This window comes from Mucilaginibacter arboris, from assembly GCF_009754915.1.
GTDB classification, from domain to species: domain Bacteria; phylum Bacteroidota; class Bacteroidia; order Sphingobacteriales; family Sphingobacteriaceae; genus Mucilaginibacter_A; species Mucilaginibacter_A arboris.
The window spans coordinates 161,419-177,541 of record NZ_WPIK01000006.1 but is presented as its reverse complement, the minus strand read 5'-3'; the positions used below and the strand labels follow the sequence as shown (position 1 = coordinate 177,541).

9 protein-coding genes are annotated in these 16,123 nt (G+C 40.6%); 5 read left to right on the top strand and 4 right to left on the bottom strand.

Going from position 1 to position 16,123, the window contains the following annotated elements:
• Nucleotides 1–81: 81 nt before the first annotated feature.
• Nucleotides 82–4,602 carry a glutamate synthase large subunit gene (gene gltB / locus GO621_RS08320; protein ID WP_157565941.1) on the top strand — a complete coding sequence of 1,507 codons (4,521 nt, stop codon included), beginning with the start codon at nucleotides 82–84 and terminating at the stop codon, nucleotides 4,600–4,602.
• Between the two features lie 7 nt (nucleotides 4,603–4,609).
• Nucleotides 4,610–6,088: a glutamate synthase subunit beta gene (locus GO621_RS08315; RefSeq protein WP_157565939.1), complete on the top strand. Its 1,479-nt coding sequence runs from the start codon at nucleotides 4,610–4,612 to the stop codon at nucleotides 6,086–6,088.
• 123 nt (nucleotides 6,089–6,211) lie between these two features.
• On the opposite strand, the gene GO621_RS08310 is transcribed toward GO621_RS08315, so the two are convergent.
• The 4 genes from GO621_RS08310 to GO621_RS08295 form a co-directional block, all read right to left on the bottom strand.
• Complete coding sequence (locus GO621_RS08310; RefSeq protein WP_198170180.1) at nucleotides 6,212–6,874, bottom strand: YdeI/OmpD-associated family protein; 663 nt, start codon at nucleotides 6,872–6,874, stop codon at nucleotides 6,212–6,214.
• Nucleotides 6,875–6,923: 49 nt separating this feature from the next.
• Nucleotides 6,924–7,775: a hypothetical protein gene (locus GO621_RS08305; protein ID WP_157565935.1), complete on the bottom strand. Its 852-nt coding sequence runs from the start codon at nucleotides 7,773–7,775 to the stop codon at nucleotides 6,924–6,926.
• A gap of 143 nt (nucleotides 7,776–7,918) precedes the next feature.
• The gene (locus GO621_RS08300; RefSeq protein WP_157565934.1) at nucleotides 7,919–8,452 is read right to left on the bottom strand and encodes an RNA methyltransferase; all 534 of its coding nucleotides are present in this window, start codon (nucleotides 8,450–8,452) and stop codon (nucleotides 7,919–7,921) included.
• A gap of 148 nt (nucleotides 8,453–8,600) precedes the next feature.
• On the bottom strand, nucleotides 8,601–9,752 hold the full coding sequence (locus tag GO621_RS08295) for a galactokinase (RefSeq protein ID WP_157565932.1): 1,152 nt from the start codon (nucleotides 9,750–9,752) through the stop codon (nucleotides 8,601–8,603).
• A 197-nt stretch (nucleotides 9,753–9,949) separates the two neighbouring features.
• On the opposite strand from GO621_RS08295, the gene GO621_RS08290 reads away from it, so the two are divergent.
• The 3 genes from GO621_RS08290 (at nucleotide 9,950) to GO621_RS08280 (ending at nucleotide 15,899) form a co-directional block, all read left to right on the top strand.
• A complete protein-coding gene (locus tag GO621_RS08290) occupies nucleotides 9,950–11,566 on the top strand; it encodes an arylsulfatase (protein WP_157565930.1) in 1,617 nt (538 codons plus the stop codon).
• Between the two features lie 175 nt (nucleotides 11,567–11,741).
• Nucleotides 11,742–14,321 carry a DNA mismatch repair protein MutS gene (gene mutS, locus GO621_RS08285; RefSeq protein WP_157566096.1) on the top strand — a complete coding sequence of 860 codons (2,580 nt, stop codon included), beginning with the start codon at nucleotides 11,742–11,744 and terminating at the stop codon, nucleotides 14,319–14,321.
• A gap of 441 nt (nucleotides 14,322–14,762) precedes the next feature.
• Nucleotides 14,763–15,899, top strand: a complete 1,137-nt coding sequence (locus tag GO621_RS08280) for a glycosyltransferase family 1 protein (RefSeq protein WP_157565929.1) — start codon at nucleotides 14,763–14,765, stop codon at nucleotides 15,897–15,899.
• Nucleotides 15,900–16,123: the final 224 nt, after the last annotated feature.

Genomic DNA, 16,123 nt, shown 5'->3' with positions numbered 1-16,123 from the left:
AGTAATATAGATGCTGATAATTTCTTTCAGTACGCTTATATTCGTCTAATAAGCAATATTTTACTTGTTCCTATTTTACTGATGAAGCAAACTGAAACTGACCAGCAGGGATTGTACGACCCTCAATTTGAGCACGATGCTTGCGGTACCGGATTTATAACACATATTAATGGGCATAAATCGCATCATATTATAGCTGATGCGCTTACCATGCTTGAAAACATGGAGCATCGGGGCGCGTGTGGCTGCGACCCTGATTCGGGAGATGGTGCGGGGATATTAATGCAGATTCCGCATGAGTTTTTACTCGAAGAATGTACAACAGATGAAATTTCTTTAAAAGAACCGGGTGAGTATGGTGTAGGGATGCTTTTTTTACCTAAAGATTCTGGTGTAAAAAAAGTATGCCATAATATTATTCAGCAATGCTGCGGTAAATTAGGGTTAACCATTTTAGGTTACCGTAAAGTTCCTGTCGATTCTTCCTGCATTGGCGAAACAGCCCGGGCAGCCGAACCAACAGTTGAACAGCTTTTTGTGGCACGGCCAGCACATATACACCATGCAGATGATTTTGAACGTAAATTATACGTATTGCGCCGGTTTATTACCAAAACAGTTAACGAAACTATTAAAACAGGCGCAGAGCATTTTTACTTTACTTCGTTTTCCTGTAAAGTTATTGTTTATAAAGGCCAGTTAACCACCTATCAGGTGCGCCAGTATTTTACTGATTTACGTGATGAACGCGTTTCATCCGGATTTGGGATGATCCATTCCCGGTTTTCTACCAATACCTTTCCTTCCTGGAAACTTGCCCAGCCATTTCGTTTTTTAGCCCATAATGGCGAGATCAATACTTTAACCGGTAATTTAAACTGGTTTTATTCGGGCATTCAATCTTATGTTTCTCCGTTTTTTACTAAAGAGGAGATGGAGATTTTGTTTCCGGTAATTGACAATAACCAGTCGGATTCAGCCTGTTTAGATAACGTAGTTGAAATCTTAATGCACTCTGGCCGTTCGTTGCCCCATGTAATGATGATGCTGGTTCCGGAAGCCTGGGACGGAAACGAACAAATGGACCCGTTAAAAAGGGCATTTTACGAATATCATGCCACTTTAATGGAACCTTGGGACGGGCCTGCTGCTTTAAATTTCACCGATGGTAAAATTATAGGCGCGTTATTAGACCGGAACGGTTTGCGTCCATTACGTTACGCAGTTACCAATGACGGGCGGGTGATCGTGGCTTCAGAAGCAGGAGTTTTGCCTTTGGATGAATCGACCATAATTAAAAAAGGCCGTTTGCAGCCGGGTAAAATGTTCCTGGTAGATACTACTCAGGGAAAAATCATTACAGATGATGAAATAAAAAAACAAATTACCTCCCGCCAGCCCTATGGCCGGTGGTTGGAGAATTATAAAATTAAGCTGGATGAACTTGCAGAACCACGTGTTTCCTTCACTAATTTATCAAAAGCTTCTGTTTTTAAGTATCAGCAGGTTTTCGGGTACTCGCGTGAGGATATTGAAACGATTATTAAACCGATGGCAACCGATGGTAAAGAACCAATTGGCTCTATGGGAACTGATGTACCGTTAGCGGTATTATCAGATCGTCCTCAGCATATTTCCAGCTACTTTAAACAGTTTTTTGCGCAGGTAACTAACCCGCCAATTGATCCAATCCGTGAAAGATTGGTGATGAGCCTGGCTACTTTTATTGGTAACAATGGTAATTTACTGGACGAAGATAAAATGCACTGCCATTGTGTGGAGCATAATCAGCCTATTTTGCATGATTATGAACTGGAGAAGTTAAGAAGTATTGATACAGGTTTGTTTCATGCTAAAACGCTTCAAACTTACTTTAAAGCTGATGGTTTGCCAGGATCATTGGCAAACGGGTTAAACCGTTTATGCCGTTATGCAGAAGATGCTGTTCAGGATGGGTTTGAAGTGTTAATCTTATCAGACCGTGCAGTAGATTCTGAACATGCACCAATACCTTCTCTGTTAGCTGTTTCTGCTATTCATCACCATCTCATTAAAAAAGGTTTACGCGGAGCGGTAGGTTTGGTTATAGAAGCTGGAGATGTTTGGGAGGTTCACCATTTTGCTTGTTTGCTGGCTTTTGGGGCAACTGCAATCAACCCTTATCTGGCGCTGGCTACGATCAATACTTTATCTCAGGAAGGAAAGATGGAAAGTTCACTGGATGTACCATCTCTTTCTAAAAACTATATCAAAGCAATTTGCGAAGGCTTGCTCAAGATTTTCTCTAAAATGGGGATTTCAACGCTGCAGTCATATCATGGTTCTCAGGTTTTTGAAATCCTGGGAATTAATAAAGAAGTTGTAGATCAGTATTTTACTGGTGGAATTACCCGTATTGGTGGTTTAGGCCTGGATGAAATTGCCCGCGAAACATTGTGTAAACATGTTAACGGTTTCAGAAGCTCTAAAAAGGAAGATCAGTTATTGCCTGAAGGCGGTATCTATCAATGGAAACGCAGGGGCGAGGCACATCTATTCAATCCGCAAACGGTGCATTTGCTGCAACATGCTACCCGTACTAACGATTACGAGGTTTATAAGAATTATGCAAAACTGATTAATGAGCAAACAGACCGGATGTACACCATTCGTGGTTTGCTGGATTTTGCCCATCACCGTGAAGCAATTTCTATTGATGAAGTAGAACCTGCAGAAAACATTATGAAGCGTTTTGCAACCGGAGCGATGTCTTTCGGTTCTATTTCTCACGAAGCACATAGTACAATTGCTATTGCAATGAACCGTATTGGCGGGAAAAGCAATACAGGGGAAGGCGGAGAAGATGAAATAAGATATGTGCCATTAGAGAATGGAGATTCTATGCGTTCATCCATCAAACAAATTGCCTCTGCCCGTTTTGGCGTAACTTCAAATTATTTAACCAATGCGGATGAGTTGCAGATTAAAATGGCGCAAGGTGCAAAACCTGGGGAAGGCGGACAATTGCCTGGCCATAAAGTAGATAACTGGATTGCAAAAGTACGCCATGCTACGCCTGGGGTAGGCTTGATTTCTCCGCCGCCGCATCATGATATTTATTCTATTGAAGATTTGGCGCAATTGATTTTCGACTTGAAAAATGCTAATCGTGCAGCAAGAATCAACGTAAAATTAGTTTCTAAAGCTGGTGTCGGAACGATTGCCGCCGGTGTTGCAAAAGCCCATGCTGATGTAATTTTAATTGCCGGAAGCGATGGCGGAACTGGTGCTTCACCAATCAGTTCTGTAAAACATGCTGGCTTACCTTGGGAATTAGGTTTATCCGAAGCACATCAGACTTTAGTACGTAATAAATTAAGGAGCCGTGTAGTGCTGCAAACAGACGGACAGTTAAAAACAGGTAAAGATTTAGCAATTGCTGCTTTGCTTGGCGCAGAAGAATGGGGCGTTGCAACTGCAGCATTGGTTGCAGGCGGTTGTATCATGATGCGGAAATGTCATTTAAATACTTGTCCGGTTGGTGTTGCTACCCAGGATCCTGATCTGCGAAAATTGTTTAGCGGCAAGCCAGAACATATAGTAAACCTGTTCCAGTTTCTGGCAGAAGAACTACGGGAAATTATGGCCGAGTTAGGTTTCAGGACCATAAATGAAATGGTTGGCAGGGTTCAATTTTTGAAAGTACGTGAAAACGTTACGCATTGGAAAGCTAAAACTGTTGATTTTTCTGCCTTGTTACATCCTGTTAGCAATACGCGCGGCATGACTTTGTACAACAGCGAAAAGCAGGACCATGGCATGGAAGATATTCTGGACTGGAAACTGTTGGAGCAGGCTAAACCAGCCCTGGAAAATCAGATGCCGGTATATGCTTCTTTTACCGTTAAAAATACTGACCGTACTGTTGGGACATTATTATCCAACGAAATCTCTAAACTTTATGGTTCTGCCGGCTTACCTTCAGGCTTAATCAATTATAAATTTACGGGTTCTGCCGGACAAAGTTTTGGCGCATTTTCAACAAAAGGACTATCTTTTGAACTGGAAGGAGAAGCTAATGATTACGTTGGAAAAGGACTATGCGGTGCACAAATCGCAATTTATCCCTCTAAAGAAAGCAAGTTTATAGCAGAAGAAAATATTATTGTAGGCAATGTGGTGCTTTACGGAGCTACTTCGGGAGAAATGTTTATCCGCGGACAAGCAGGAGAACGCTTTGCCGTACGTAATTCTGGCGCTACTGCCGTGGTTGAAGGTGTAGGCGATCATGGTTGCGAATATATGACTGGCGGACGTGCTTTAATCCTCGGAAAAACCGGGCGTAATTTTGCTGCCGGCATGAGCGGCGGTATTGCCTGGGTTTATGATGCAGATCATTCTTTCCGCGAGAACTGCAATAAGGAAATGGTTGATTTAGACACTTTATCTGCTCAGGATGAAGAAGAAATCATCACGTTACTACGCAAACACGTTCAGTTAACCCAAAGCGAAGTTGCTAAACAACTGTTAAGCGAATGGCCAGTAGCTTCTTATCAGTTTATTAAAGTATTCCCGAAAGAGTACAAAAAAGTTTTACAACAAAAAGAACCCTTAACCATCTGATTAAAAAATGGGAAAAGATACCGGATTTAAAGAGTTTGGAAGAGAACTTCCGCCAAAAATAGCGCCCCAGGAACGGGTAAAAAATTATCACGAGTTTGTTGGTACTTATTCCGACGAAAAACTGAACCAGCAATCGGCCAGATGTATGAATTGCGGCATTCCGTTTTGTCATTCAGGTTGTCCGCTGGGCAACATTATTCCTGAGTTTAACGATGCGGTTTACAAAAAGAAATGGGAAGAAGCGTATCAAATCTTATCTTCTACCAATAACTTTCCGGAGTTTACCGGCCGTATTTGCCCGGCTCCATGCGAGTCGGCATGTGTTTTAGGAATCAATAAACCGGCTGTAGTAATTGAGGAAATAGAAAAGCACATCATCGAAATAGCTTATGCCAAAGGTTATGTAAAACCAACAGCTCCGTTAATACGGTCGGGCAAAACAGTTGCCGTAGTTGGTTCCGGACCGGCTGGACTTGCTACCGCGGCACAATTGAATAAAGCAGGCCATTTAGTTACCGTTTTTGAACGTGACGATCAACCAGGCGGTTTACTTCGTTACGGTATTCCTGATTTTAAATTAGAAAAAACAATAATTGATCGTCGGCTCGAAGTAATGAAGGACGACGGCATTACTTTTAAATGCAATACAGAAGTAGGAAAAGACATTCAGGCTGATGAACTGTTGCGCAATTTTGATGCCGTTGTTCTTTCGGGCGGTTCTACCATTCCGCGCGATCTGCCTATTCCAGGCAGAGAGCTAAAGGGAATATATTTTGCTATGCAATTTTTAAAGCAGCAAAACAAACGCGTAAGCAATGCTTCTTTTACCGGTGAAAATATTACGGCTACCGGTCAGGATGTAATTGTTATTGGCGGTGGCGATACCGGGTCGGATTGTGTGGGCACTTCCAACCGTCAGAGCGCACGTTCCATCAAACAGTTTGAAGTAATGTTCCAACCAGCTAAAGAACGTACGTTGGCTATGCCATGGCCAAGTTTCCCCATGGTTTTAAAAACGACCAGTTCGCATGAAGAAGGCTGCGAACGTTTCTGGGGCATTAACACTAAACGTTTTATTGGTGATGAAAATGGCAATTTAAAAGGATTAGTTGTTACCGATGTTGAATGGGAAAAAGATTTTTTAGGCCGGCCGGTAAAGTTCAAAGAAATTGAAGGCTCTGAACGGGAAATTCTTTGTCAGCGTGTGTTTTTAGCGATGGGTTTTGTTCATCCGCAGCATTCGGGTTTGCTTGAACAGTTAGGTGTTGAGCTGGACGAACGAAAAAACGTGAAAGCCAAAGAAGGCGTTTTTCGTACCAATGTAAATAAAGTTTTTACTGCCGGCGATATGCGCCGCGGCCAATCATTAGTGGTTTGGGCAATTTCCGAAGGACGTGAAGCGGCCCGCAAAGTCGATGAATTTTTAATGGGGTATTCTGAACTGGAAAGCAAAGATGCCATTAACGAGTACCAGATGGATTTGTAGCGAAGGTAAAAGGTAGAAAGGTAAAAGGTTAACGGTAGAAAGATAGCGAACTTTGACTCCCTCTCTTTTGGAGAGGGCAGAGTGAGGCTTCCAACGCCAACTTTTACCCGGTAAAAGAAGCATCTAAACTTGCTTCGTTTCCAGTAACTTCTCAATCATTTTTTGAACCCGGCTTGTCCGGGTTTTTTCTTGTTTAGCTGTAAGTATCCACACCAGGTACTCCTTTTTGTGGCTGTAAGCCAGTTTTTCATAAGCAGAAAAAGCATCGGGTTCTTTTTCCAGAGCTTGTTTTACATCTTCCGGCAAATAAACAATACGGTTTTTAGTATCAATAAATTGATTAAGCTCGTTGTTTTGGATGGCATCATTTGATATTTTAGATTCTTTAACCTGTTCTTTTGGCCGCAAACGCAAAGCTGTCCAGGTTTTATCAATAGAAGCAGCAGAAACAACCTGTAAACCATACTTTTCGGTTTCCTGCCAGTTGCCTGTCATTTCCAGATCAGAAATAATGCCCGAACTTTTTTTCGGATAAGCAATCCAGGCAACAGTTTCGGGTTTTAAAGCAGAAATTATTTTTGGTAAACCCTGCTTCAATTCTGTACTATTCTTCAAAAAAAGCAAGACGCCATCAAATTTCTCTTCCGGTGAAACAATGGTTTTTGCTTTGACATTAAGCTGAGCAAAACTATCTGCAAAACCTTCTGGCGGATTAATAAACAACCAGTGTTGTGCTGTTTTTATCAGTAGTTTTTTTGCTAAGCTGTTTATTTCTGCTGTATCCATTTTGTCTTGTTGTTTGTAATATGGAAATTTCAAATTATAAATAACATTATCATTTCTTCGCCAGGGTATATTCTCCCGAAAGATCGGTTGAAGATGAATATGACATATATTCGGGTGATGAGGGGATAGCATATGCAGCATCATTGCCCCTGGTTACTATTATATATTTCCCGTTATTGGTCAGTTTCATGCGGGCACCATTCGCTGTAGCACCATTAAGCTTAATATTATATTTGAACATAATAGGTTTATCTATTGATAAACCCAAATATTTTATAGGGATAGCTAATTCAGATGTGTAATTTATTTGCTTGTCAAAAAGAGCGATTGCTTTAAATCCTTCCGCATTATATATAGAAATAACACTATCCGGTATTGATTTTACCCCTTCAATTTCGATCTCCTTTGATTTGTCAGTAAGCTCTTTGTTAACTACACGCATAAAAGAATCAGCCTGCATTTTGTTCATCATTGTATCTTTAGTAAGTTCAGGCCTGTTCTTTAGATTTATGTAAGGACGCTTGTTTTTATAGAATGTAGGGAAGGTAACAGCTACACCTTCTTTATCGTTTTTTTTACCTGAACTACTAACCGTAAAGGTGATTCCGCCCAATAGTATTTTATTGATGATATCAGGTTTTATTGCTTTTACTACCAGATAAATATTACCATCATCATTTGCTATCGTATAAAAAATCTCTGTAGCATGGTTATAAGCCTGGAATTTGTTGCCCCATTCGGTTGCTTTGCCATCAATTCTTATACCAGCCGGTGCCCGTAAACTCACTTCCTGTTTATTGGGTAGCTTTTGTGCATTTGCAAAAAAGCAAACAGTTAATAATAGGGCGATTAAGGTTATTTTGCTGTGATACTTATAAAATAGCTTTATTGGATTTAACATAACTAATTTATTTTAACATGAGTAGATAAAATCATGAAATCTATATTAATTAATTATCATTATCGGTTTCATAACAAAACCGGTTAATAGCAAAGGCACCAGACTAAGTATTCTCTCTATTCCATCGTAAAATCAGTCTTGATTTATTTCAGATTCAATTTCGCAAAAAAATCCCACAAAACAATACCGGCAGAAACCACGATATTAAAAGAGTGTTTGGTGCCAAACTGCGGGATTTCGATGCAGGCATCAATCATTTGCATGGCTTCATCGCTTACGCCGTTCACCTCGTTCCCAAAAATCAACGCGTACTTTTTGTCGTTTTCGGGTTGATATTCGTTTAAGCTGATGCTGTTTTCGGCCTGTTCAACAGCGATGATCTGGTAACCTTTTTCGCGCAGTTGCTGCAATGCTTCTTTTACCGTACTAAAATAAGACCAGCTGACAGATTGCGTGGCACCCAAAGCCGTTTTCTCAATTTCTCGGTGAGGCGGTTGTGCCGTAATGCCGCAAAGGATGATTTGTTCAACCGCAAAACCATCAGCAGTGCGAAAAACAGAACCTACATTGTGCATGCTCCGTACGCTATCTAAAACAACGGTTACCGGTAATTTTTCCTGCTGTTTAAAAGCGGCTACATCAACCCTTCCTAATTCTTCGAGTTTAAGTTTGCGCATGGTGGGTGAGAGGTGAGAGGTACGAGGTTTGAGGACCAGGGAATAAGAGCGGGAGCGAAGTGTGAAGATTGAAACGGAGCGAAAAGCTTTAGCGAAACGGAAAAGCGGGTTTGAATTGCGTTGTGCAGCTCCCCGCACCTCCGACCTCTCACTCCTCCTTCACCCCATCGCCAATTAAAGAATGGTAAACGGCAGGTTCGTAACCCACTTTTTCTGTGTAATAGCGGGTAAGTTTTTTAGCGAAATCATCATAAGCATCGTGTTTAACCAGGGCAATGGCACAGCCGCCAAATCCTGCGCCCGTCATGCGGGCGCCGGCAACGGTTTCCTGCGTTTTGCAAAACTCCACAATGGTATCCAGTTCTTTGCCGGTAACTTCGTACAAATCTTTCAGCGAAGCATGGGAAGCGTATAACAATTCGCCAAACCTTTTTAAATTTCCATCAGCTAAAACATGCGTTGCTTCTTTTACCCTATCATTTTCTTCAATTACGTGCCGGGCTCGTTTTTTAACCGTTTCATTTTCGATCAACCCTTCGTTTTTGTTAAAAGTGGCCGTATCGATATCGCACAAATTATCTATCTGCAGTTCTTTTTGCAGGTCTTTTAAAGCCGTCTGGCATTCTTCCACACGCTCGTTGTATTTAGATTCAGAAAGTTTTCGCGGTTTATTGGTGTTGATGATCGCCAGCACATAATCCTGCAACTTGCAATCCACAATTTTATAATCCAGCGTATCGCAATTCAGTTCGATGGCTTTGTCCTTCTCCCCAAAAGCAACCGCAAACTGGTCCATAATGCCGCTGTTTACGCCGATAAAATCATTTTCCACCTTTTTGCACATCTGCACCAGCTCCAGTTTAGAAAAGCCGGACTGATAGGTTTCGTTCAAAGCAAAAGCAGTAACAATTTCTATCGAAGCCGATGAAGAAAGGCCGGAACCAATCGGCACATCGCCTTTAAACAACATATCCAAACCTTTAAGCTGCTTGTTGTGCAGTAAAAACTGCTGCATTACCCCAAGGGGATAATTAAACCATTCTTTGCCTTTTTTGGTGTAAGCGCCCTGCATCGGAATATCCAACTGATCTTCAAAATCCAGGCTTCTGAAACGGAAAATACCTTCCTTGTTTTCTGCAACCAGCAAATTGGTACCGAAGGTAATGGAACATGGCAAAACCAGGCCGCCGTTATAATCAATATGTTCGCCAATAAGGTTTACACGGCCGGGGGCAAAAAAACTGCGGGTTGCGGGTTGATTAAAAAGCGCTGTGAATTTTTGTTGAAGATCAGGTTTCATAAACCAAAGATGGTAATAAAATCAGATTGAATGATTTTTAAATAATGATTTTCTTGTTTGCTTGATCAAATTTTAGAGAAAGCCGATGCTTCTTTTACCAGGTAAAAATCGGTAACAACAGGTGTGGTTGCTAAGATGCTTCTTTTATCAACCATTTCTTTTTGTATTTTAGGGCATCGTTCCAATAAACCTATTCAATGAAAGCCAGATTAATCATCCTGTCAAGCTTGGTGCTCCTGTTTATAAGCGGTTTGTTTTTAAGTTTTTCTCTTCCAGAACCACCTCAAAAAAAGCCAAACATCATTATTATCCTGGCAGATGATATGGGTTATTCGGATATTGGTTGTTTTGGTTCGGATGTGCAAACACCAAACCTGGACGAAATGGCCAAAGGCGGATTGAAAATGACGCAATTTTACAACGCTTCCCGCTGCTGCCCAACGCGCGCTTCCTTACTTACCGGTTTGTACCAGCATCAGGCAGGCGTTGGCGATATGATGAACACAAGGCCGCAACCTGCTTACCAGGGTTATTTAAACCAGAATTGCGTAACCATTGCCGAAGCCATAAAAGCAGGCGGTTATAATACATTAATGGCTGGCAAATGGCATGTTGGCCAGGCGCCGGAACATTGGCCGGTTAAAAGGGGTTTCGATCATTATTTCGGTTTGATCGATGGCGCCAGCAGTTATTTTTCTGATTATCCTTATCGCCCCAATCAAAAATTAACCATTGCTTTAGAAGATCAGCCTTTTACTCCGGGCAAGGGTTATTATTCTACCAACGCTTATACCGATTACGCCATTAAATTTATCCGGCAAAACAAGCAAACGGACAAACCCTTTTTTCTGTACCTGGCTTATCAATGCCCGCACTGGCCGTTGCAGGCTTTACCGGAAGATATTGCCAAATACAAAGGCAAATTTATGGAAGGCTGGGACAAGCTACGCGAGAAACGCTACCAGAAATTGCTGGAATACGGCATCATCAATAAAAACACCAAACTTTCTCCGCGTGATGAACATGTACCGGCCTGGGAAACTTTAACGGAGAAAGAAAAAGTTCGCTGGGATGATAAAATGGCGGTTTATAGCGCGATGATCGATCGGATGGACCAGAACATCGGCCGGTTGCGCCAAACCTTAAAGGATTTAGGTGAAGATAAAAACACGGTCATTATGTTCCTGTCTGATAACGGCGCCAGCAGCGAAAGCATTAAAGGCCCGGGCTTTTTGCCTTCTATCATAGAAGCCAGCAGGAAACCTTCCAGCGATCCAACTTCGTTTACCTCTTACGAATTTGCCGGCGCTAACCTGAGCGATGCACCTTTCCGTTTATTTAAACATTGGGAATACGAAGGCGGCACAGCTACTCCTTTTATTGCTTACGGTCCGGGAATTGTAAAACCGGGAAACCAGGTAAACGCGCCTGCCCATATTATTGATCTGATGTCAACCTGTTTAGATCTGGCAGGAGTTGCTTATCCAAAAACTTATCACCAAAATAAAATTGCTGCTACTGAAGGTATCAGTTTAGTCCCGCTTTTTAAAGGACAAGCGTGGAAAGGCCACCAGGCCTTATTTTTTGAGCATGAAGGAAACCGCGCAGTTCGGCAGGGCGAGTGGAAGCTGGTTTCCAATTATCCCGAAAAAAACTGGCATTTATACAATATGGAAAATGACCGGTCTGAACTGAACGACTTAAGCGCATCAAATCCCGAAAAAGTAAAAGAGCTGGATATTTTATATACTGCCTGGACTAAGCGGGCAGGTGTTTTGCCTTTTGAAACATTAGGAAAAGGAAAAGGAGAGTAATTTGGTAATGCTTCTTTTACCGGGTAAAAGTTGGTGTTGGTTAGCAGCTATTTAAGTTGATGCTGTTTTTACCCACTATTTTTTCACATCTGCTGTAAAAAACTTTTGATCGGTTAACTTTACTGCTTAATTGGTTTAAAATTTGGGAAAGAAGACTTCGGCAGAAACACCTTTAATGCAGCAGCACAGCCAGATCAAGGCTAAATATCCCGGCGCTTTGTTGTTATTTCGGGTAGGCGATTTTTATGAAACTTTTGGTGAAGATGCTGTTACCACTTCCCGTATTCTGGGGATCATCCTCACCAAAAGGGCAAATGGATCGGGTACTTCTATTGAATTAGCTGGTTTTCCGCACCATTCGCTGGATACTTATCTGCCTAAATTGGTCCGTGCCGGTCAGCGTGTTGCCATCTGCGATCAATTGGAAGATCCGAAAGCAACAAAAACCATCGTTAAAAGAGGCGTTACAGAACTGGTTACGCCAGGCGTTTCTTACAATGATAATATCCTCAGCCAAAAATCAAACAATTATGTAGCAACGCTGCATTTTGAAAAGAACCAGATTGGTTTGGCTTTGCTGGATATTTCTACCGGAGAATTTTTGGCGGCGCAAGGCGATCAGGAATATATCGATCAGCTGCTGCAAAGTTTCCGGCCCAACGAGATCATCTTCTCCAAACAAAAACAAAAAGAATTTACAGAAGCTTTTGGCGAAGGTTTTTATACTTATACCTTAGATGATTGGGCTTTTACCTTCGATTTTGCTTCAGAAACGCTGCTAAAGCATTTTGAAGTGAAGAATTTAAAAGGGTTTGGCATTGACCGTTTGCCATCAGCCATAGTTGCCGCAGGTGTAACCTTGTATTACATCAACGAAACGGAGCACCGGAATTTGCAGCATATTTCCGGCATCAGCAGGATAGAACATCAAAAATACATGTGGCTGGACCGTTTTACCGTTCGTAACCTTGAGCTATTGGATTCTGGTAACGAAAACGCCATCACGCTTTTTCAGGTGCTCGATCAAACGGCTTCGCCAATGGGCGCAAGGCTGCTTCGGAAATGGATATTGATGCCCTTAAAAGAACTGAAACCAATTGAGGAACGGCTGGAAGTTGTTGATTTTTTGCAGGTAAAAGAAGCATTGGCAGAAAGCCTGCTGCACCAGATTAAACAAATAGGCGACCTGGAAAGGCTGATCTCTAAGATCGGTTTGCAAAAAGCTAATCCCCGCGAAATCATACAGCTAAAAAGGGCATTGCTGGCCACGGCAGAAGTAAAAGACTTATGCGGGCAGACGGATAATTTATTTTTGCAGCAGTTGGCGGAGCAGTTAAATCCTTGCCAGTTGATCCGGGAAAAAATAGAAAAAGAAATCTTTCCGGAACCGCCTGTTCAAATTGCAAAAGGTGCAGTAATTGCCGATGGCGTGGATGAAGAACTGGATCACCTGCGTAAAATTGCTTTTGGCGGAAAAGATTTCCTGCTTGAAATACAACGCCGCGAAGCAGAAGAAACCGGGATCCCATCGTTAAAAGTTGCTTTTAACAGCGTTTTTGGTTATTATCTGGAGGTAACGCATACGCACAAAGATAAAGTGCCTTCAGGATGGATCAGGAAACAAACACTGGTTAATGCAGAACGTTACATCACGCCGGAACTAAAAGAATACGAAGAGCAAATTTTGGGTGCAGAAGAAAAGATATTTGCCATAGAAACACGCTTGTACCAGCATTTGCTTCACAGCATTAGTTCTTATATAAAACCTATTCAGTTAAATGCACGGATTCTGGCCAAGTTGGATGTGTTGCTTTGTTTTGCCCAACTTGCAAAGAAAAACCGGTATCAAAAGCCGGTAGTTGATGCAGGTGACCGGATTGATATTAAAGGCGGCCGGCACCCGGTAATCGAAAAAAATCTGCCCTTGGGCGAAGAATATATCACCAACGATGTTTTTCTGGATTCGGAAACGCAGCAGATTATCATTATAACCGGCCCGAACATGGCTGGTAAATCTGCCATTCTCCGTCAAACCGGACTGATTGTGCTGATGGCACAAATTGGCTGTTTTGTGCCGGTAAAAGAAGCACGCATTGGTTTGGTTGATAAAATATTTACGCGCGTTGGTGCATCCGATAATTTGTCTTCCGGCGAATCTACTTTTATGGTGGAGATGAACGAAACGGCCAGCATCCTCAACAATATCTCCAGCAGAAGCCTGGTTTTGCTGGATGAGATCGGCCGCGGCACCTCTACCTACGATGGCATTTCTATTGCCTGGTCTATTGCAGAATTCTTGCACAATCATCCTTCGGAAAAAGCTAAAACGCTTTTCGCCACACATTATCATGAATTGAATGAACTGGCAAGCTCTTTTTACCGCATCAAAAACTTTAATGTTGCTGTAAAAGAAACCGGGCAAAAAATTATTTTTCTGCGGAAGTTAGTTCCGGGAGGAAGTGAACACAGTTTTGGTATCCACGTAGCCAAGTTGGCCGGTATGCCGCCAAAAGTTTTATCGCGTGCCGGAGAAATTTTAAAGAAGCTGGAAGCAGAACGGACCGGCGGGGAAAACATTAAAGAAAGTATTAAGAAAGTACAGAAACAAGCTGTGCAATTGCAAATGTTTTCTATTGATGACCCGGTGCTTATTAAAATTCGGGATGTATTAAATGCGTTGGATGTAAATACACTTACACCGGTAGAAGCTTTGATGAAATTAGATGAAATACAACGTTTAATTAAAGGAAATTAACGTTGTATTATTTTCAGGATTAAATTTTAAAAAGCAAACAAACCCAACAAGTTTGTTTATAGAATCCAAATTAAATTTCTATAATAAATTTTAGCGGCACAGTTTTTTATCTTTTAAAACAAACGCTTGCCTGATCTTATTATTATTACAATAGTTGTATATACATAAAAACAACCTTGCATATCTTTTTTCGTGGCAAAAGCATACATAATTAAAAAATAATTTGTATATTGTAAACCAAATTAATCTTTGCAGTTGATACTGAGATAAATTATTGCTTTACAGCATCTTACCATCTCACTTATAATTTCACTTGTACATTCCTTTTGTATAGTAAATAGTGAAAGTTATTTAATCATTATTAAACTGTAAAAAAATACCGCTGGTATCGAACAAAATTATTTTTAATATGTTAACCCTATAATTATCATCCAATACAATATGAAAAAATTACCCGCCAAACTGCTTTGCCTTTCACATTTAAGATGGGATTTTGTTTATCAGCGTCCGCAACATTTGTTAACAAGATTTTCAGAAATGTTCAGTACTTATTTTTTAGAGGAACCAATGCACGATGCAGAGGACGAGGCGTATTTACATTTATCTAAACGCTTGCCTAACTTGTGGGTAGTTGTTCCTCATATTCCCGCCGGATTATCAAAAGCAGAAGAAAAGTTGGTAATGAAACAGTTGATGGATAAATTTATGGAAAAGGAAGATGGTGAAGATTTCCTTTTCTGGTATTATACACCAATGGCATTGTCGTTTACAGAGCAGCTTAACCCGGCGTTAATTGTTTATGATTGTATGGATGAACTATCTTTATTTAAAAATGCACCTGCTGAATTAAAAGATTTGGAAAAAAGATTGATGGCAAAATCTGATGTGGTATTTACAGGAGGCCATTCTTTATACGAAGCTAAAAAACATCAACATTCAAATATTCATGCTTTTCCAAGCAGTATAGATAAAATTCATTTTGTAAAAGCTAGAACAAACAAAGTTCAACCAGAAGACCAGGCTAATATTTCAAATCCTAAACTTGGGTTTTATGGTGTAATTGATGAACGTTTTGATATTGAATTAATCCGTACAATTGCTGATGCAAGGCCAAATTGGAGTTTCATGTTAATTGGCCCGGTGTTAAAAATTAACCGTGCACTTTTACCTCAAAATACAAACATTCATTATTTAGGACAAAAAAGTTATGAGCAACTTCCTGCCTATTTATCTGGGTGGGATGTAGCTTTGATCCCGTTTATGCTGAATGATTCTACCAAATTTATCAGCCCGACAAAAACACCCGAATATTTAGCTGCCGGCAAACCTGTTGTTTCTACTGCTATCCGTGATGTAATTAATCCTTATGGTAAAAATAAGTTAGTACATATTGGTTATACAGCTGAAGATTTTATTGATGCCATTGAATTGGAATTAAATAATAAAAACAATAAAGAATGGCTATCTAAAGTTGATACTTTTTTAAGTAAAAACTCATGGGACAATACTTGTGCAAGTATGATTACTTGTATCCAAAATTGTATCAAAGACAAACAAAAAATTTCAATTGCAAGCTAACAATTATAAATAAGGTTTATACTTGCAAAAGTGCTGATAGAATTTTATCAGTACTTTTTTTATGGATATAAATTAGCTGCTAAAAGAAGTATTTCCAATTTTAGAATTTAATTTTATCGTATCTAAATCAGTTTAAAAATTAAAAGCTGCACAATTGCAAACCAAATTTATTGTTTATAGTTAAAACTGATAATAGTAAGAATAACTAACCGTATCAAAAATAG

Coding starts and splice junctions, on each gene's coding strand:
- gltB (WP_157565941.1), top strand. CDS start 82: ATGAAGCAAACTGAAACTGACCAGCAGGGATTGTACGACCCTCAATTT.
- GO621_RS08315 (WP_157565939.1), top strand. CDS start 4,610: ATGGGAAAAGATACCGGATTTAAAGAGTTTGGAAGAGAACTTCCGCCA.
- GO621_RS08310 (WP_198170180.1), bottom strand. CDS start 6,874: ATGGATACAGCAGAAATAAACAGCTTAGCAAAAAAACTACTGATAAAA.
- GO621_RS08305 (WP_157565935.1), bottom strand. CDS start 7,775: ATGTTAAATCCAATAAAGCTATTTTATAAGTATCACAGCAAAATAACC.
- GO621_RS08300 (WP_157565934.1), bottom strand. CDS start 8,452: ATGCGCAAACTTAAACTCGAAGAATTAGGAAGGGTTGATGTAGCCGCT.
- GO621_RS08295 (WP_157565932.1), bottom strand. CDS start 9,752: ATGAAACCTGATCTTCAACAAAAATTCACAGCGCTTTTTAATCAACCC.
- GO621_RS08290 (WP_157565930.1), top strand. CDS start 9,950: ATGAAAGCCAGATTAATCATCCTGTCAAGCTTGGTGCTCCTGTTTATA.
- mutS (WP_157566096.1), top strand. CDS start 11,742: ATGCAGCAGCACAGCCAGATCAAGGCTAAATATCCCGGCGCTTTGTTG.
- GO621_RS08280 (WP_157565929.1), top strand. CDS start 14,763: ATGAAAAAATTACCCGCCAAACTGCTTTGCCTTTCACATTTAAGATGG.